This is a genomic window from Pseudomonas sp. NMI760_13 (assembly GCF_021283245.1).
Lineage (GTDB): Bacteria > Pseudomonadota > Gammaproteobacteria > Pseudomonadales > Pseudomonadaceae > Aquipseudomonas > Aquipseudomonas peradeniyensis.
Window position 1 is genome coordinate 200,677 of record NZ_JAJSRC010000002.1, and the last position, 17,943, is coordinate 218,619.

The 17,943-nt window shown below is 66.5% G+C and carries 16 protein-coding genes; 5 read left to right on the plus strand and 11 right to left on the minus strand.

Annotated features, from left to right (window positions below):
* Positions 1-243 precede the first annotated feature (243 nt).
* Positions 244-1,920, plus strand: a complete 1,677-nt coding sequence (locus tag LU671_RS02765) for a DUF4153 domain-containing protein (protein ID WP_232854884.1) — start codon at positions 244-246, stop codon at positions 1,918-1,920.
* 171 nt (positions 1,921-2,091) lie between these two features.
* Here LU671_RS02765 and LU671_RS02770 read toward each other — a convergent pair whose 3' ends face one another.
* Positions 2,092-3,288, minus strand: coding sequence for a class I SAM-dependent rRNA methyltransferase (locus LU671_RS02770; protein ID WP_232854885.1), 1,197 nt, complete (start codon positions 3,286-3,288; stop codon positions 2,092-2,094).
* A gap of 234 nt (positions 3,289-3,522) precedes the next feature.
* Here LU671_RS02770 and LU671_RS02775 point away from each other — a divergent pair, with 234 nt between their 5' ends.
* Positions 3,523-4,341: an HDOD domain-containing protein gene (locus tag LU671_RS02775; protein WP_232854953.1), complete on the plus strand. Its 819-nt coding sequence runs from the start codon at positions 3,523-3,525 to the stop codon at positions 4,339-4,341.
* A gap of 3 nt (positions 4,342-4,344) precedes the next feature.
* A complete protein-coding gene (gene mutM, locus LU671_RS02780; protein ID WP_232854886.1) occupies positions 4,345-5,157 on the plus strand; it encodes a bifunctional DNA-formamidopyrimidine glycosylase/DNA-(apurinic or apyrimidinic site) lyase in 813 nt (270 codons plus the stop codon).
* A 168-nt stretch (positions 5,158-5,325) separates the two neighbouring features.
* Here the strand turns inward: mutM and ggt are convergent, their stop codons facing one another.
* The 6 genes from ggt to LU671_RS02810 form a co-directional block, all read right to left on the minus strand.
* On the minus strand, positions 5,326-7,008 hold the full coding sequence (gene ggt / locus LU671_RS02785; RefSeq protein WP_232854887.1) for a gamma-glutamyltransferase: 1,683 nt from the start codon (positions 7,006-7,008) through the stop codon (positions 5,326-5,328).
* A complete protein-coding gene (locus tag LU671_RS02790; RefSeq protein WP_011531711.1) occupies positions 7,008-7,259 on the minus strand; it encodes a YfhL family 4Fe-4S dicluster ferredoxin in 252 nt (83 codons plus the stop codon). The genes ggt and LU671_RS02790 overlap by 1 nt, the downstream gene beginning before the upstream one ends.
* Before the next feature lie 109 nt (positions 7,260-7,368).
* On the minus strand, positions 7,369-7,848 hold the full coding sequence (gene coaD / locus LU671_RS02795) for a pantetheine-phosphate adenylyltransferase (RefSeq protein ID WP_028689146.1): 480 nt from the start codon (positions 7,846-7,848) through the stop codon (positions 7,369-7,371).
* Positions 7,849-7,949: 101 nt separating this feature from the next.
* Positions 7,950-9,557: a GMC family oxidoreductase gene (locus tag LU671_RS02800; protein ID WP_232854888.1), complete on the minus strand. Its 1,608-nt coding sequence runs from the start codon at positions 9,555-9,557 to the stop codon at positions 7,950-7,952.
* A 135-nt stretch (positions 9,558-9,692) separates the two neighbouring features.
* The gene (locus LU671_RS02805) at positions 9,693-10,178 is read right to left on the minus strand and encodes a twin-arginine translocation pathway signal protein (protein WP_203648564.1); all 486 of its coding nucleotides are present in this window, start codon (positions 10,176-10,178) and stop codon (positions 9,693-9,695) included.
* A 13-nt stretch (positions 10,179-10,191) separates the two neighbouring features.
* Complete coding sequence (locus LU671_RS02810; RefSeq protein WP_232854889.1) at positions 10,192-11,622, minus strand: coniferyl aldehyde dehydrogenase; 1,431 nt, start codon at positions 11,620-11,622, stop codon at positions 10,192-10,194.
* 144 nt (positions 11,623-11,766) lie between these two features.
* Here LU671_RS02810 and LU671_RS02815 point away from each other — a divergent pair, with 144 nt between their 5' ends.
* Positions 11,767-12,432 carry a TetR/AcrR family transcriptional regulator gene (locus LU671_RS02815; protein ID WP_050707373.1) on the plus strand — a complete coding sequence of 222 codons (666 nt, stop codon included), beginning with the start codon at positions 11,767-11,769 and terminating at the stop codon, positions 12,430-12,432.
* A gap of 35 nt (positions 12,433-12,467) precedes the next feature.
* On the plus strand, positions 12,468-13,322 hold the full coding sequence (locus LU671_RS02820; protein WP_232854890.1) for a sulfurtransferase: 855 nt from the start codon (positions 12,468-12,470) through the stop codon (positions 13,320-13,322).
* Between the two features lie 104 nt (positions 13,323-13,426).
* Here the strand turns inward: LU671_RS02820 and LU671_RS02825 are convergent, their stop codons facing one another.
* Genes LU671_RS02825 through LU671_RS02840 form a run of 4 tightly spaced genes read right to left on the minus strand, consistent with a single transcriptional unit; the run spans position 13,427 to position 17,935 of the window.
* Entirely contained in the window at positions 13,427-14,419 is a 993-nt protein-coding gene (locus LU671_RS02825) for a hydrolase (RefSeq protein ID WP_232854891.1), read from the minus strand.
* Positions 14,420-14,479: 60 nt separating this feature from the next.
* On the minus strand, positions 14,480-15,094 hold the full coding sequence (rsmD, locus tag LU671_RS02830; RefSeq protein ID WP_203648556.1) for a 16S rRNA (guanine(966)-N(2))-methyltransferase RsmD: 615 nt from the start codon (positions 15,092-15,094) through the stop codon (positions 14,480-14,482).
* Entirely contained in the window at positions 15,094-16,587 is a 1,494-nt protein-coding gene (locus LU671_RS02835) for a M16 family metallopeptidase (RefSeq protein ID WP_203648547.1), read from the minus strand. The genes rsmD and LU671_RS02835 overlap by 1 nt, the downstream gene beginning before the upstream one ends.
* Complete coding sequence (locus LU671_RS02840; protein ID WP_203648545.1) at positions 16,580-17,935, minus strand: M16 family metallopeptidase; 1,356 nt, start codon at positions 17,933-17,935, stop codon at positions 16,580-16,582. The genes LU671_RS02835 and LU671_RS02840 overlap by 8 nt, the downstream gene beginning before the upstream one ends.
* Positions 17,936-17,943 lie beyond the last annotated feature (8 nt).

Sequence of the window (17,943 nt, forward strand, 5' to 3'; positions counted from 1 at the left end):
GGTTGCCGCTGGCAAGGATGGGGGCCGAAGACCGCGCGGGATCGCCGCAGGCTCGACCAGAGCTCATAAACCCGCCGGGGATGTCTGGCGATGAATGGATCGATTCTACACCGCCGCGCCCGCGAGGGAATGGCGTTGTGATAATTGGCTGTCGCCAGCCCGCAAGGTAAAGGCCTTGGCGTGGTTCGGGCGGGTTTGGGTAGACTTGCGCGCTTCCTGTCCCACTGGCCAAAAGGATTTGCAATGCCAGCGCCTAGCCGCTCCTTATTGTTCTATGTCGTCATCGGCCTGATCCAGGGCCTGGTGTTGCTCGCCACCGTGAAGGGGCAGGGCGAGCTGCTCGGTTTCAACCTGTCGGTCGCCCTGTGCGCCGCGGTGGTGGTGGCCGGCGTGAACCTGCAACTGCTCGGCAGCGCGGTGCGCCAGCGTGGCACCGGCTGGCTGGTGCTGGGCCTGACCCTGCTGATCAGCGGGATCAGTGCCTGGGTCCTGGATAGCGGGCGCATGGGCTGGCTGCAGCAGACCTGGTTCCTGGCCGCCATCGTGCTGGGCTATATCGGCACCGCGTTCATTCTTGCCTGGCCGACCCGCGAGAATGGGCGGCCGCGCTATGAGGACCTGTTCCGGCATGCCTGGAACAACGTGTTCATTCTTTTCCTGGCGCAACTGTTGACCGGCCTGTTCTGGCAGTTGCTGTGGTTGTGTGCGTTGCTGTTCGGCATGCTCGGCATACCGCAGGTCACGGATGTAGTGGAGTCCCCGGTGTTTCTCTGGCTGGTGCTGCCGGTGGTGTTCTCCCTGGGGATGCGCATGGGGCGGGACAACGAGAAGGTCATCGGGTTGTTGCGCGGCATTCTGTTGACACTCTGTCGCTTCCTGTTGCCGTTGAGTGCGCTGATCGCCGTGGTGTTCACCCTGACACTGCCCTTCAGCGGCCTGCAGCCGGTGTGGGACACGGGTTATTCGACCGCTCTGCTGTTGGTGCTGGCAGGTATCAATCTGTTCCTGGCCAATGGCGTGTTTCAGGACGGCCATCAGGGCAATGCCTATCCTGCGCCGCTCAAACGCTTGGTCGAAGCCAGCTTGCTCTGCCTGCCGGTACTGGTGGGCCTGGCGGCTTATGCCAGCTGGATGCGCATCGACCAGTACGGCCTGACCCCGTCGCGCATCATGGCCATGCTGTTGGTGGGTGTGATGCTGGCGCACAGCCTGGCGGCGGTGTGGGCGGTGGTGAGCTCACGGCAGGCCTGGCTGAATAGCCTGCGGCTGAGCAACCCGTTGATCGCCTTGCTCAGCGCGGTGCTGATAGTGCTGTTCTACACACCGTTGCTCGACCCGCAGGTGTTGAGTGCGAAGAGTCAGGTCGAGCGCCTGCTCGGTGGACGCACGCCAATCACCGAGTTCGATGCCGGGACCTTGTACCGCGACCTCGGTCAGCCTGGGCGTGCAGCCTTCGAGCAACTGGAGAAGCGGCTGGAAACCGATGAACTGTTCGATGCGGGGCGCCGCGAGCAATTGCTGGGGTTGATGGCGCAGGTGCGTCGGCCGGAGGTGGTCGAAACCCATGGTCCGAAGTTCGAGTGGCTGGGGCCTGTGCAATCCACCAGCGAGTCACTGGCCGACTCGACCCTTGGACAAAGCCAGTGCGGTGGTAAGGGATGCTATTTGTGGGCGGTCGATCTGGATGGTGATGGGCACAATGAAGTGCTGATGATCCCCCGGCACACCTATGCATCGAGTGTGTTCGTGTTCACCTGGGAGGAGCGCGAGTGGCGTGAGGTGGGCAGCCTGAGCGGCCGGATGGAAAACCTCGAGGGCCTGGCCAAGGGGATTCGCGAGGGTGCGGTGAAACTGGTGGCTCCGCGTTACAAGACGCTCAGTATTGATGGGCAGGAACTGGTGCCGGACTTCAGGCGATAGTGGTTGACGGGCATGAGCGTGAGCGTTTGAGGGAGCCGGGGCCGCTCTGCGGCCCTTTCCGGCCGGTCCGACGCCTCGGCAAGGCCGCTCCTACAGTGACCGCGTAATCAACCACTGTAGGAGCGGCCTTGTGCCGCGAAAGGCTGCGCAGCAGCCTCAAACAAACGTTGCTTAGCTGTTGGGCAGCAACCGGCAGGTGATGCTCTTGATGTAGCGGGTCTCGGCGATCGCCGGGTGCACCGGGTGGTCCGGTCCCTGGCCACCGCGCTCGAGCAGTTGCAGGTTGCGGTCCAGGTGGCGGGCGCTGGTCAGCAGGATGTTGTTCAGGTCGTCCTCGGGCAGGTGCATCGAGCACGAGGCGCTGACCAGGATGCCGTCCTTGTTCAGCATGCGCATGGCCTGTTCATTGAGGCGGCGGTAGGCGGCCTCGCCGTTCTTCAGGTCTTTCTTGCGCTTGATGAAGGCGGGCGGGTCGGCAATGATCACGTCGAAACGCTCTTCGGCGGCCTTCAGCTCGCGCAGGGCTTCGAACACGTCACCTTCGATGCAGGTCAGCTTCTCGCTGATGCCGTTCAGCGCGGCGTTGCGCTCGACACCGTCGAGGGCGAAGCCGGAGGCATCCACGCAGAACACTTCGCTGGCGCCGAATGCGCCGGCCTGCACGCCCCAGCCACCGATGTAGCTGAACAGGTCCAGCACGCGCTTGCCCTTGACGTAGGGGGCCAGGCGGGCGCGGTTCATGCGGTGGTCGTAGAACCAGCCGGTCTTCTGGCCTTCGCGCACCGGGGCCTCGAACTTCACGCCGTTTTCTTCCAGCGCGACCCAGTCTGGCACTTCGCCGTAGACGGTCTCGACATAGCGGCCGAGGCCTTCGGCGTCGCGGGCGGCGGAATCGTTCTTGAACAGGATGCCGCTTGGTTTCAGGACCTGGACCAGGGCGGCGATGACGTCGTCCTTGTGCGCGTCCATGGTGGCCGAGGCCAGTTGCACCACGAGGATGTCGAAGAAGCGGTCGACCACCAGGCCCGGGAGCAGGTCGGAGTCGCCGTAGACCAGGCGGTAGCACGGCTTGTCGAATAGACGCTCGCGCAGCGACAGGGCGACGTTCAGGCGGTGCACCAGCAGCGACTTGTCCAGCGGCAGCTTGATGTCGCGCGACAGCAGGCGGGCGCAGATCAGGTTGTTCGGGCTCATCGCCACCACACCCAGGGGCTTGCCGTTGGCGGCTTCGAGGATGGCCTGCTGGCCCGCCTTCAGGCCTTGCAGCGGGGTCGCGGCGACGTCGACTTCATTGCTGTAGACCCACAGATGGCCGGCGCGCAGGCGGCGGTCGGCATTGGCTTTGAGGCGAAGGCTGGGCAGGGACATGACGTCGCTCCGGGAAAAAAGAGCGGGAGTATACCGTGTTGGCCAAGGCTTCGCTGTGGGGCGCGACCAAACGTTGGCATCATCGCGGGGCTAAAGAAATTCTTGGATCCAACGATCCACTGATAGTTACCCTGCCGGCGTACAGGGTTAGAATCCCCCGTCCCCAGCGAGAATGCACGAATGTCCCAGGAACTTACCGCCGAACAGATCCAGCAAGCCCTGCAGGGCATCACCATCCCGCCGCAGCCGCAGATCATGGTCGACCTGCAGTTCGAGCAGTACATGCCCGACCCGGACCTCGAGACCATCGCCAAGCTGATCAGCCAGGATCCGGGCTTGTCTGGCGCCCTGCTGAAACTGGTCAATTCGGCGCAGTTCGGCCTGGCGAACAAGATCGGCTCGATCCAGCGCGCGGTGAACCTGCTGGGCAGCCGCTCGATCATCAACCTGATCAACGCCCAGTCGATCAGGGGCGAGATGAGCGACGAGACCATCGTCACCCTCAACCCGTTCTGGGACACCGCCCAGGACGTGGCCATGACCTGCCTGACCCTGGCCAAGCGCACCGGTATCCAGGCGGTGGACGAGGCCTACACCCTGGGCCTGTTCCACGACTGCGGCGTGCCGCTGATGCACAAGCGCTTCCCCAACTACATGGAAGTGCTGGAAGAGTCCTACGCCAAGGCCAATGACGAGATTCGCGTGGTGGACACCGAGAACCGCGTGTTCAACACCAACCACTCGGTGGTCGGCTATTTCACCGCCAAGTCCTGGCGCCTGCCGGAGCACATCAGCGCCGCCATCGCCAACCACCACAACGCCCTGGCGGTGTTCCGCGACGAGTCCTCGCGCAATACCCAGACCCAGCTGAAGAACCTGCTGGCGGTGCTGAAGATGTCCGAGCACATCTGTGCGTCCTACCGCGTGCTGGGCAACCAGACCGTCGACCACGAGTGGAACATGGTTGGCCCGCTGGTGCTGGACTACATCGGCCTGACCGACTACGACTTCGAGCAGCTCAAGCAGAACATCCGCGAATTGGGCGGGCACTGAGCCATGCCGGAACTGCCAGAGGTCGAGACGACGCGGCGCGGCATCGCGCCCCATCTGGAAGGCCAACGGGTCAGCCGCGTGGTGGTGCGCGACCGGCGCCTGCGCTGGCCGATCCCGGAAGACCTCGACGTGCGTCTGTCGGGGCAGCGCATCGTCAGCGTCGAGCGCCGCGCCAAGTACCTGCTGATCAACGCCGAGGTCGGCACCTTGATCAGCCACCTGGGCATGTCGGGCAACCTGCGCCTGGTCGAACTGGGCTTGCCAGCGGCCAAGCACGAACATGTGGATATCGAGCTCGAGTCGGGGTTGATGCTGCGTTACACCGACCCGCGCCGCTTCGGGGCCATGCTCTGGAGCCTCGACCCGCTCAACCACGAATTGCTGATACGGCTGGGGCCGGAGCCGCTGACCGACCTGTTCGACGGCGAGCGGCTGTTCCAGCTGTCGCGGGGTCGGTCGATGGCGGTCAAGCCGTTCATCATGGACAACGCGGTGGTGGTGGGGGTGGGCAACATCTACGCCACCGAAGCGCTGTTCGCCGCTGGGATCGATCCGCGCCGCGAGGCGGGCGGGATCTCCCGGGCGCGCTACCTGAAGCTGGCGATCGAGATCAAGCGGGTGCTGGCAGCGGCCATCGAGCAGGGCGGGACCACCCTGCGCGACTTCATCGGTGGCGATGGCCAGCCGGGGTATTTCCAGCAGGAACTGTTCGTCTATGGGCGCGGGGGCCAGCCGTGCAAGCTGTGTGGCACCGAGCTGCGCGAAGTGAAGCTGGGGCAGCGGGCGAGCGTGTTCTGCCCGAAATGCCAGCGTTAAGTGACATGCGAGCCCTGTGGGAGCGGGTTTACCCGCGAAGAAGGTGGCGCGGAGGATGGCACCGGCTTCGCCGGTGTTCGCGGGTGAACCCGCTCCCACAGGATTTTTGCTGCCTCAAGGGGTAGCAGGGGATCTGTAGGAGCGGGCTTGCCCCGCGATAGGGCCGGATCAGTCGACTACCGCCGCCTGCCCTACACCCCTGGGGTCACTGGCCGCCTCCACGGTCCCGGCAGCCTTGTCCCAATACAGCACCTGCTGGTTGCCATAGTTACGCCCCACATCCTTCAACCTATACCCGCGCGCCTGCAGCTCGGCTTTTTGTGCGGCGCTGAACGTCCCCGGCTCATGCTCCACCACATCCGGCAGGTACTGATGGTGATAGCGCGGCGTCGCCGGCCACGCGGCCACCGGCCGCCCTTCGAGGAACCCCATCACCGACAGCAGCACCATGCTCGGAATCCGGCTGCCGCCGGGCGTGCCGAAGCTGGCGAACTGGCTCGGGCTTTCGATGAAGGTCGGGCTCATGCTCGACAAGGGCCGCTTGCCCGCCGCCACTGCGTTGGCCTGGCTGCCGGCCAGTCCATAGCTGTTGCTGCCGGTGGGATCGGCGGCAAAGTCGTCCATCTCGTTGTTCAGCACCACGCCGGTGCCGGGCACGCTGAACGCCGCGCCGAACGGCAGGTTGACCGACAGCGTGGCGGAAACCGCATTACCGTCGGCGTCGATCACCGTGAAGTGGGTGGTGTGGTCGCCCTCGCGCCAGGCCGGTGAGGGGGGCAGGGCGCTGCTGGGGGTGGCTTGGTGCACGTCGATGCTGTCGGCCAGGCCGGTCAGGTACTGGCGCCCCAGCAGGCGGTTGATGGGGTTCGCCACGTAGTCCGGGTCACCCAGCAGCCCGCGGTCGCGGTAGGCCCGGCGCAGTACTTCGATCACATAATGGCTGCGCTGCACCGGTTCGGCGCTCTGCCAGGGCAGGCGCTGGAGCATGGCCAGGCTCTGGGCCAGGGCCACGCCACCAGCCGAGGGCGGCGGGCTGCTGATCAGCTCGCGCTGGTCGGCCAGTGAATAACGCAGTGGCTCGCGCCAGGCGGTGCGGTAGCCGGCGAGGTCATCGAGGGTCCAGACACCGCCGGCCTGGCGCACGCCTTCGACCAGGCGGTGGGCCGTCGGGCCTTGATAGAAACCGTCGCGGCCGTGTTCGGCCAACGCCAGCAGGGTGGCGGCCAGTTCCGGCTGGCGAATCACCGTGCCTAGCGCCGGTACGTCATTGTCGGCAAGGAACAACCGGGCGCTTTCGGCATTGTCGCGCAGGGCACTCAGGCGCATGGTCGCGCGGTCACGGTAGATGCGGTCGACGGCAAAGCCCTGGTTGGCCAGGCGAATGGCCGGGGCCAGGCTGTCCTTGAGCGGCAGCCTGCCGTGGGTCGCGGCCAGGTCGGCCAGCGCCTGGGGCAGGCCCGGGATCGCCGCGGCCAGTGGGCCATTGACCGACAGGCCCGGCTGTACCTTGCCGTCCTTTAGATACATGTCGGCCCGGGCGGCGGCCGGGGCGCGCTCGCGGGCGTCGAGGAAGGCATAGCGTGGGCTGTCGGCGCTCTCGCGCAGAAGGAAGAACCCGCCACCGCCAAGGCCGGAGCCGTAGGGCTCGACAACGGCCAGCGTGGCGCCGATAGCCACGGCGGCATCGAAGGCGTTGCCGCCCTGCTGCAGGATCTGCCTTGCCGCCGCGGTGGCTTCACCGTGCGGGCTGGCGATCGCCGCCTGGCCTGGCCCGGCGGCCAGGGCGCCATGGGCCAGTAGCGCCAGGAGGGCGCCGAGGGCTGCGTGGCGGAGCGCGGCGACGAACGGCATCAGGCCTTGCCGGTGATCCGGCGGTACTTGGCCATCAGCTCGTCTTCGGTTTCCGGGTGGGCTTCATCCAGGGGGATGCAGTCCACCGGGCAGACCTGCTGGCACTGGGGCTCGTCGTAGTGGCCGACGCACTGGGTGCACAGGTTCGGGTCGATCACGTAGATCTCCTCGCCTTGCGAGATGGCGGCGTTCGGGCACTCGGGTTCGCAGACGTCGCAGTTGATGCAATCGTCGGTGATGATCAGGGACATGGAGACTCCGGCCGGGGCGTTGGGCCCGGGCATGTTTCAAAGCGATGGGCACAATTGTGCCGGATTCGCGCCCGCAGTGCACGCGGGCGCGACATCGTGACCGCGCGGCTTACTTGCGAAAGCGCTCAGTCAGCGCATCGGCCACGGCGGGGTGGACGAACTTGCTGATATCACCGCCCAACGCGGCGATTTCCCGGACCAACGTCGAGGAAATGAACGAATAGCGCTCGGATGGCGTAAGGAACAGGCTCTCGACGTCCGGCGCCAGTTGGCGGTTCATGTTGGCCAGCTGGAACTCGTATTCGAAGTCGGACACCGCGCGCAGACCGCGCAGGAACACATTGGCGTTCTGTTCCTTGGCAAAATGCGCCAGTAGCGAGGAGAAGCCGATGACCTCGACATTGGGCAGGTGCTTGGTGACCTCGCGGGCCAGCGCTACCCGCTGTTCCAGGGGGAACAGGGGGTTTTTCTTGGGGCTGGCCGCCACGGCAATGATCACGTGGTCGAACAGGCGCGAAGCGCGCTCGACCAGGTCGCCATGGCCTTTGGTAATGGGGTCGAAAGTACCCGGGTACAACACTCGGTTCATCGCGTCATCCTGGCTGGAGTGCGTTGGGGAGTCGGATGGTAGCGCAGCGATTGAGCTCGGCCAAGTCGCGTGGCTGGTCGATGGCACTATAGACAGCATGGCTATTGGCTGTCATGCGCGGATGCCAGGCGGCCGACCAGCGCCTCGCTGAGCAGGGCGGTCAGGGCATAGACCGACAGCTGCGGGTTGGCGCCGATGCTGGTGGGGAACAGCGAACCGTCGTGGATCGACAGGTTTTCCAGCTGGTGATGCCGGCCCAGGCTGTCGCACACCGCCTGCCGAGGATCCTCGCCCAGGGCGCAGCCGCCCATGACGTGGGCGCTGCCCAGGCGCATGCGGTGGAGTTCCAGGGGCAGGCTGTCGATCAACGCCTTGGCCTGTTCCGGGTTATCGACATACCGGGCATCGCCATGCACCGGCAGCACCCGGCGAGCACCGGCGGCGAACTGGATCTGCGCCATGCTGTGCCAGGCCCGGCGCAGCCCGTCGCGCAGGTAGTCGGTGACCGGGTAGTCGAGCACCGGCGAGCCATCGCTACGCAATTCCACCTGGCCGCCGGGGCTGTCCGGGTGAAAACCGTCGCGCAGCAGCGCCAGCATCACATGGGTATGGGGCAGCTCGGCCATGCGCAGGGCATTGTCCTGGCCATGGCCGCCGAGCAGGGTGCTGGCCAGGGCCGGGTGCAGCGGCGGGACTTCGAGCTTGTAGCCGACCGGGCCGGTGACGCCGTCCTGCCACTGGAACTGGTCGCTGTAGATCGACTGCGGCGCGCCGTAGTACGGGTCGATCTTCGCTTCGAACTGCGCGGCGCTGAAATTGACCAGGTGCAGGAAGGTGCGCTTGCCCAGGCGCTGGTGAGGGTCGGGTGCGTTGGAGCGCAGCAGCAGGGCCGGGCTGTTGATGCCGCCGCCGGCCAGTACGTAATGACGGGCGCGCACCCGAACCTGGCGGCCCGTGGGCTGGATCCCCTGGGCGTCCAGGGCCTGGCATTGCAGGTGGTCGATGCGTTGGCCGTCGTGGCTGAAGCGTTCGGCGCGGGCCAGGTAGAGCAGTTCGCCGCCTTGCTCGAGGGTGGCCGGAATGCTGGTGACCAGCATCGACTGCTTGGCGTTGACCGGGCAGCCCATGCCGCAGTAGCCCAGGTTCCAGCAGCCGCGCACGTTGCGCGGGATCACCGCCCAGCGCAGGCCGAGCGCCTCGCAGCCGCGTCGCAACACGTCGTTGTTGGCATTGGGCGGCATCATCCAGGGGCTGATGCCCAGGTGCTGCTCCATGCGTTCGAACCAGGGCTTCAGGCTGTCGCTGTCCAGGCCCTTGACGCCATGTTCGCGGGCCCAGTGCTCCAGGGTCTGTGGCGGCGTGCGGAAACTCGAGGTCCAGTTGACCAGGGTGGTGCCGCCCACCGCCCGGCCCTGCAGGATGGTGATGGCGCCGTCCTTGCTCAGGCGGCCCAGGCCCTCCTGGTAGAGGTCGGCATAAGCTTCGTGTTCCAGCAGGTGGAAGTCGCTGCTGGTCTTCAGCGGGCCTTCTTCGATCAGCAGCACCTTCAGCCCGGCCGCGCTCAGCCGTTCGGCGGTAGTGGCGCCGCCCGCACCGCTGCCGATCACGGCGACGTCGGCTTCGAGGCTCAGGTCCTGCGCTAGGCGCGAGCCATCGTGGGTGATCCAGCCTCGAGCGAGGCCTTGGCGAAAGGGGTCGGGGACGGGCATTGGCTTCCCTTTTTATTTTGCGAGTCGGCGGTTCGTGGGAGCGGGCTTGCCCCGCGAAGCAGGCAGCGTTGTGCCTGGCACCGGCTTTGCCGGTGTTCGCGGGGCAAGCCCGCTCCTACAGGAGTATGTGACAGGTCAGACCTTCGGCGGCCCTGGATAGCCGCAGGCTGCCCAGGCCTCGGGGCGTTCGTACCAGGCCATGAGCAGCAGTTGCAGCAGCGAGGCATGGCCCTGGCGCAGCAGGTTCAGCGAACTGTCACGCCAGCGTTCGAGAAAGCGGTCCAGCTCTGTATCCGTGGCGCCGGCCCAGCCGCCCCAGATGCCGGTCAGCGGCCCTCGGGTCAGCGGCAGGGTGAGCACGTCGAACAGTTGCCGGGTCAGCTTGAGCATGGCGGGCGACAGCGCCGCCAGCTTGTGGTCGAGGCTGTGCAGCACCAATTCGGTGGAAGCCAGGGTACCCGCCAGCACGACGGGTATCAGGGCCTGCAGCAGCGGCAGGTCGTCATCACGCAGGACCTGATAACCGGGCGAGGCCGCCTGCGGCGTACAGCCGACCAGGCTGGTTGCACCCAGGAACAGGCTGGCGCCGAAGCTGAACCTGAGCAGGTCGCGACGATGCATGAGGCGCCTGCGCTCAGCGGATGAACAGCTTGTAGACCAAGCGCTGCAAGGCTTTGCCATAGGGCGGGTAGATCGTCTTGGCGGCATTGATGCGCTGCTTGGCCAGCACGGCCTTGGCCTTGCTGAAGGTCAGGAAACCCTCGTGGCCATGGTAGTGGCCCATGCCGGACGGGCCGACGCCGCCGAACGGCAGGTCGTCCTGGGCCACATGCAGCAGGGTGTCGTTGAGGCAGACGCCGCCTGAGTGGGTGTCGCGCAGTACCCGTGCCTGCTCACCTTTGTCATAGCCGAAATAGTAGAGCGCCAGGGGCCGGGGGCGCTGGTTGATGTAGGCCAGGGCGTCGTCCAGGCGGTCGTAGGGCACCAGCGGCAGCAAAGGGCCGAAGATCTCGTCCTGCATCACCTGCATGCCGTCGTGCACCTGCAGCAGCAGGTGTGGCGGCAGATGGCGGCCCTGGCGGGGCTCGTCGGGGTAGAGGTCGAGCACCTGGGCGCCTTGCTCAAGGGCATCGTCGAGCAGGCGATTGAGGCGACCGAGCTGCCGCTCGTTGATGATCGCGCTGTAGTCGGGGTTGTCGGTCAGGCGCGGATAGAAGCGATGCACGGCGCGCCGGTAAGCCTCGGCGAAGGCGTCCAGGCGTTCGCGGGGCACCAGCACGTAGTCGGGGGCGACGCAGGTCTGCCCGGCATTGAGGGTCTTGCCGAAGGCGATGCGTTCGGCGGCGGTGTCCAGCGGCACATCGGTCGAGACGATGGCCGGCGACTTGCCGCCCAGTTCCAGGGTCACCGGGGTGAGGTTCTGCGCGGCGGCGAGCATCACATGGCGGCCGACGCTGGTGGCACCGGTGAAAAGCAGGTGGTCGAAAGGCAGGCGGGCGAAGGCCTGGCCGACCTCCACCTCGCCCAGTACTACACTGACCAGATCGCTGGGGAACACACGCCCGAGCAGGTCCTTGATGGCCTGCCCACTGGCGGGCGTGGACTCGCTGAGCTTGAGCATCACCCGGTTGCCGGCCGCCAGGGCGCCGGTCAGCGGGCCGATGGCGAGGAACAGCGGGTAGTTCCACGGCACGATGATCCCCACCACCCCCAGTGGTTGGTACTCGATCCGCGCGCTGGCGGGCTGGAAGGCCAGGCCGACCTTGCGCCGCGAGGCGCGCATCCAGCGCCCCAGCTGTTTCTCCGCGTCGCGCAGGCCGAGGACCGACGGCATCAGCTCGGCGATCAGGGTCTCGTCGCGGCTGCGGCCGCTGAAGTCGGCGTCGATGGTCGCTATCAGCGTCTCCTGCTCGGCCAGCAGCGCCTCGCGCAGGCTTTTCAGCCACTGCCGACGTTGCGCGGCCGGGGGCATCGGGTTGTCGGCGAAGGCCCGACGCAGGGCGTCGAATGTCGCTTGCAGGTCGAGGTCGGATTGCACAGGGGGGAGGACGGCAGGCGAGGTCATGGCGGCTCCGGGGGGGATAAGTGAATAGAGCATATACTCTAATTGGTACGATGGTGCACTCTTTTTCACCTGGCCAGCGGTGCACCCGACCTGCGGGAAGCCGTAAGATGGCCCGATCAATCAAGCTGGAGACTGGAGCTGAGCATGGCCCCGCGCATGAAGACCCGAGAGCGCATCGTGCAGAGCAGCCTGGAGCTGTTCAACCAGCAGGGCGAGCGTTGCGTCAGCACCAACCACATAGCCGCGCACATGGAGATCTCGCCCGGCAACCTGTACTACCACTTCCCCAACAAGCAGGCGATCATCGCCGTGCTGTTCAACCAGTACGAAGAGCTGGTCGACAGCTTCCTGCGTCCGCCCCAAGGCCGCATCGCCACCGTCGAGGACAAGCGCTTCTACCTCAAGGCGCTGCTGGCGGCGATGTGGAACTACCGTTTCCTGCACCGCGACCTGGAGCACCTGCTCGACAGCGACCCGGAGCTGGCCGCCCGTTACCGACGCTTCTCGCGGCGTTGTCTGCTGCAGGGACAGGCGATCTACCGGGGCTTCGTCGAGGCCGGCATCCTGAGCATGGACGGCCCGCAGATCGAGTCGCTGACCATCAACGCGTGGATCGTGCTGACCTCCTGGGTGCGTTTTCTCAGTACCACCCGCGAGCATTGCGCGCACCTGGGTGAAGAAGCGTTCATGCGCGGCGTCTATCAGGTGGTGGTACTGGAACTGGGGTATGTCACCCCGGGCTCGCGTGCCGCGGTGCAGGCGTTGTGCGATGAGTTCCACGTTCCGTTCAACCAGGCCCTGGAGCAGTGATCCTGGGTCTTCGAGCCATTCATCAGGAGATTGTCATGCCCCTTGCGCAACTGATCACCCCGCAACAGCTGGCCGAACGCCTGGACACGCCCGGCCTGGTGATCCTCGATTGCCGCTTTGCCCTGGAGGACGTCGACTACGGCCAACGCAGCTATGCCGAGGGGCATATCGCCGGGGCGCATTTCGCCGACCTCGAGCGTGACCTGAGCGGGCCGGTGGTCAAGGGCCGCACGGGGCGTCACCCGTTGCCCGATCCGCAGCGGCTGGTGGAGCGTCTGCGCGAGTGGGGCGTGGACAACGACAGCCAGGTAGTGCTCTACGACGATGGTCCCGGTGCCTTCGCCGCCCGGGCCTGGTGGCTGCTGGCCTGGCTGGGCAAGCGCGATGCGGTGTTCATTCTCGACGGTGGCCTGAAGGCCTGGCATGCCGCCCACCTGCCGTTGAGCCTGGACCCGCCAGTGCGTCGCGAGGGGACGTTCAGCGGCGAGCCGGACATGAAGCTGCAGATCGACGCCACACATCTGGTCAAGCGCCTGGACGATCCGGCGCTGACCCTGATCGATGCCCGCGGGCTGCCGCGTTTTCGTGGCGAGGTGGAGCCGATCGACCCGGTGGCCGGGCACATTCCGGGCGCCCAGTGCGCGGCGTTCACCGACAACCTCGGCGCCGACGGGCGTTTCCTGCCGGCCGACACGCTGAAGCAGCGGTTTGCCGAAAAGCTGGCTGGCCGTTCGCCGGAAGACCTGGTGGCCTATTGCGGCTCTGGCGTGACCGCCTGCCACAACCTGTTTGCCTTGGCGCTGGCGGGGTATCCGCTGGGGCGGCTGTATGCCGGGTCGTGGAGTGAATGGATCAATGATCCGCAGCGTGGCGTAGCCACTGGCGAGTAATTCGTAACGTGGGAGCGGGCTTGCCCCGCGATGGGCCGGTGATGCCATCGCGGGGCAAGCCCGCTCCCACGAAGTCCTCTCTCAGCCCTGCTCCTGGATGAGGGCTAGCGTCCTTCCATCAGCCACTGCGGAATCCGTCGCTCCAGGTAGTACCCCGGATTGCGCAGGCTGCCCTCGACAAAGCCCACATGGCCACCGCGACTGTGCAGTTCGAACTGCGTCAGTGGCGCCAGTTCATCCGCAGCCGGCAAGCTATGACCGAACACGAACGGATCATCGGCGGCATGGATGATCAGCGTCGGCGTGCGGTTCGCTCCCAGGTAATAGCGGCTGGACGCCCGACGGTAGTAGTCATGGGCATCGCTGAAGCCATTGAGCGGCGCGGTTACCTTGCCATCGAAGTCCCAGAAGGTGCGCAGGTTATGCAACGGGCCCAGGCGTTCGAGGGTCGCCAGCCCCTCATGGTGCTCCTTGTCCTTGAAGTGGCGCTGCTTATCCTGCACGTACGCCAGCATCGCGCGCATGAAATGCGCCTGGTAGATCTTCGAGAATCCCAGGCCGATGCGGTCGGCGCACTGGTCCAGGCGAAACGGCACCGACACCGCGACCGCCGCCTCAAGTTGACTGGCCGAGCCACTTTCCCCCAGGTATTTGAGCAGCACATTGCCGCCCAGCGAGTAGCCCACGGCATACAGCGGCGCCAGGGGCCGCAGTGCTCGCAGGTGGCGGATGGTCTCGGCCAGGTCTTCGCTGGCGCCGGAGTGGTAGCTGCGCGCCAGCAGGTTGGGCTCGCCCGAGCAACCGCGCCAGTTCACCGCGACGCTGGCCCAGCCACGCCCCTGCAAGGCCAGTTGCAGGCCTTTGACGTAGGGCGAATTGGACGAGCCGGTGAGGCCGTGGAGCACCAGCACCAACGGCGCGTCGGGTTGGTGTGGCCCGTGCCAGTCGAGGTCGAGGAAGTCGCCGTCGGCCAGCCACAGGCGCTCGCGGTTGCGCGGCAGGTCCGGGAGCTTGCGCCACAGAGGCCCCCACAGTGTCTGCAGGTGGGGGTTGGACAGGCCGGTGGCCGGGCGGAAGGTGGCGGTGAGGCTGGGCATGCTGGGCGACTCGTGGTGTGCCTGCCTAGAGTGCCATGAAACACCGCCGCTGTACCTGCGCTATTGGTCTGTGCCCGCTCGTTGCCACAACGCGTAGTGCACCTGACCGGTCTTCTTCTCGCGGTGCAGGCGCCAGTTGCCTGGCATCGGCAGCGAAGAGGGCACGGCTTCGCTTTCGGTGTAGATCCACGCCTGCTCGCGCAGCCACTGGCCCTGCTCCAGCAGGTTGCAGGTGTTGGCCAGCAGCTCCTGGTGGAACGGCGGGTCGAGGAACACCACGTCGAACTGTTGCTTGGCCGGGCCTTGAAGGTAGCGCAGGGCGTCGGTCTGCAGGATCTGCCCGCGCGGGCAGCGCAGCAGCTCAAGGTTGTTCTTGAGATTGGCGATGGCCGTTGGGTTGCTGTCCAGCGCCACGGCGTTTTCGGCGCCGCGGGACAGCGCCTCGAGCACCAGCGCGCCGCTGCCGGTGAAGGCATCGAGCACCAGGGCGCCTTCGATATGTGGCGCCAGCCAGTTGAACAGGGTCTCGCGCACACGGTCAGGCGTCGGTCGCAGGCCTTCGCCTTCCGGCACGGCCAGGCGGCGGCTGCGCCACTCGCCAGCGATGATGCGCAGCTGGCCGGGGCCCTTGCTGGCGCCCGGTGCCGGGCGCGCTGGGGTGTTGGGTCTTGCCATTAGTGCTCCGGTACGCCGAGCGGTTGCTCGGCGGGTTTGTCAGTGGGGGCCGGCAGGGGCTGCTGGGCCACCTTCGGGCCGACGGTGACGATCACCAGCTTGTCCGCCGCCAGATGCTTGTTCATGGCGGCCTTGACCTGCTCGACGGTCAGCGCCTGGGATTGCTGCATGAAATCTTCCAGCCAGCTCAGCGGCAGGTTGTAGAAGCCGATCGCGCCCAGTTGGCCGACGATGCTGGCATTGCTGGCGTTGGACAGCGGGAAGCTGCCGGCCAGTTCGCGCTTGGCATCGTCCAGCTCCTGCTGGGTCGGGCCGCTCTTGAGGTAGTCGGCAAGGATGTCCTGCACAAGCTTGAGCGTGCCCTCGCTGAGTTCGGCGCGGGTCTGCAGGTTGATCATGAACGGGCCGCGTACCTGCATCGGGCTGAACACCGAGTACACGCCGTAGGTCAGGCCGCGTTTTTCGCGGACTTCGCTCATCAGGCGGGTACCGAAGGCGCCGCCACCGAGGATCTGGTTGCCCAGCGACAGGGCCGGCCAGTCCGGATCGTTACGGTCGATGCCCAGCTCGGCCAGCATCAGGTGGGTCTGCTTGGACGGGAAATCGATGTGGGTCGCACCCGGCTTGGGCTCGACCGGTTGCTCGGGCTTGGCCAGGGCCGGGCCTTTTGGCAGCCCGGCGGAGACCTGGGCGGCAATGGCTTCGGCTTCGCCGCGGCTGAGGTCGCCGACCAGGGCGATCACCGCGTTGCCGGCCGCGTAGGCCTTGGCGTGGAAGCCGCGCAGCTGTTCCAGGGTAATGCCCGGGATGGTTTCGGCGGTGCCGTCGCTGGGGCTGGCGTAAGGGTGTTTGCCGTAGAGGTTGGCGAACAGGGTCTTGCCGGCGATCTTGCCCGGGTTCTGCTTCTCGTACTCGAAACCGGCCAGCAGCTGGTTCTTGATGCGCTTGAGGGCATCCTCGGGGAAGGTCGGCTGGCCCACCACCTCGGTGAACAGCCTCAGCGCCGGCTCGCGCTTGTCGCTGGCGCTGAGGCTGCGCAGCGACGCCACGGCCATGTCGCGGTACGAACCGTTGCCGAAGTCGGCGCCCAGGCCTTCGAAGCCCTCGGCGATGGCGGTAACGTCCTTGCCGGCCACGCCTTCGTTGAGCATGGCGTTGGTCAGGGTGGCCAGGCCCGGGGTGCCGCCGTCCTGGCTGCTGCCGGCGGCGAAGGTCACGCGCAGGTCGAACATCGGCAGCTCGCGGGCCTCGACGAACAGCACGCGGGCGCCTTCGGCGGTGGTCCAGTCCTGGATGTTCAACTGACGCCGGCTGGGGGCCTTGCCGTCCAGTTCGGCCAGCGATTGCAGGGTGTTGGATGGGCGGGCCGCGGTGTCCGCCTTGCCTTGGCTGTCGGACTGGGCCGGGCGCGCCAACAGCACGGCGACGGCCACCACCAGCACGATGATCGCCAGGCCGAACAGGGTGTAGCGCGGTGCGCTGCGATCACTCATGAGCGGACTCCTCGGGCAGTACATGGGCAACGCTCAGGCGTTCGCGGGTGAAATAGGTGCGGGCGGCGGCCTGGATGTCCTCCGGGGTCACGCGCTTGAGGTCGTCGAGCTCGCTGTCTATCAGCTTCCACGACAGGCCGACGGTCTCCAGCTGGCCGATGGTGGTGGCCTGGCTGCTGATGGAGTCGCGGTCATAGACCAGGCCGGCGATCACCTGGGCGCGCACGCGTTCGAGTTCTTCCGCGGTCGGTGGCGTGGTCTTGAGTTCGTCGAGCAGCTGCCAGATGCCTTTCTCCACTTCGGCCAGGGTCTTGTGCTTCTGCACGTTGGGCGTGGCCGAGATCATGAACAGGCTGTCACCGCGGGTGAAGGCGTTGTAGCTGGACGAGGCGCCGGCCACCAGTTCCTGGCCGCGCTCCAGGCGCGCCGGCATGCGGGCGCTGTAGCCGCCATCGAGCAGGGCCGAGATCAGGCGCAGGGCGTTGACGCTGCGCGGGTCCTTGGCCGTGGCCAGGGCCGGTACGTTGAAGCCGTAAACCAGGCTGGGCAGTTGCGTGCGCAGGTGCAGGGTGAGCTGGCGTAGGCCCGGCTCGGCCAGCTCCAGCGGCAACTTGCTTGGCGGCACGGCGCGCTTGGGGATGGGGCCGAAGTACTTCTGCGCGAGGGCTTTCACCTCGTCGGGCTTGACGTCGCCGACCACCACCAGGGTGGCATTGTTCGGTGCGTACCAGGACTCGTACCAGTGGCGCAGTTCCTCGACCTTCATGCGCTCGAGGTCGGCCATCCAGCCGATGGTCGGGGTGTGGTAGCCGCTGGCCGGGTAGGCCATGGCGCGGAACAGCTCGAAGGCCTTGGCGTTGGGCTGGTCGTCGGTGCGCAGGCGGCGTTCTTCCTTGATCACCTCGATTTCGCGGCTGAACTCGTCGGCCGGCAGGCGCAGGCTGGCCAGGCGGTCGGCCTCCAGCTCGAAGGCCACCGGCAGGCGGTCACGGGCCAGCACCTGATAGTAGGCGGTGTAGTCGTCGCTGGTGAAGGCGTTCTCCTCGGCACCGAGATCGCGCAGGATGCGCGAGGCCTCGCCGGGGCCGAGCTTGGCGCTGCCCTTGAACATCATGTGCTCCAGGGCGTGGGACAGGCCGGTCTGGCCCGGCGTCTCGTAACTGGAGCCGACCTTGTACCAGATCTGCGAAACCACCACCGGCGCACGGTGGTCCTCGCGCACGACCACCTTCAGGCCGTTGTCGAGGATGAATTCGTGGGTGGGTTGCACATCGGCGGCGAAGGCCGCCAGCGGCAGGCACAACGTGCCGAGCAACAGGCCAGCGGCGCGGCGGGCTAGAGCATTCATACGGTGTT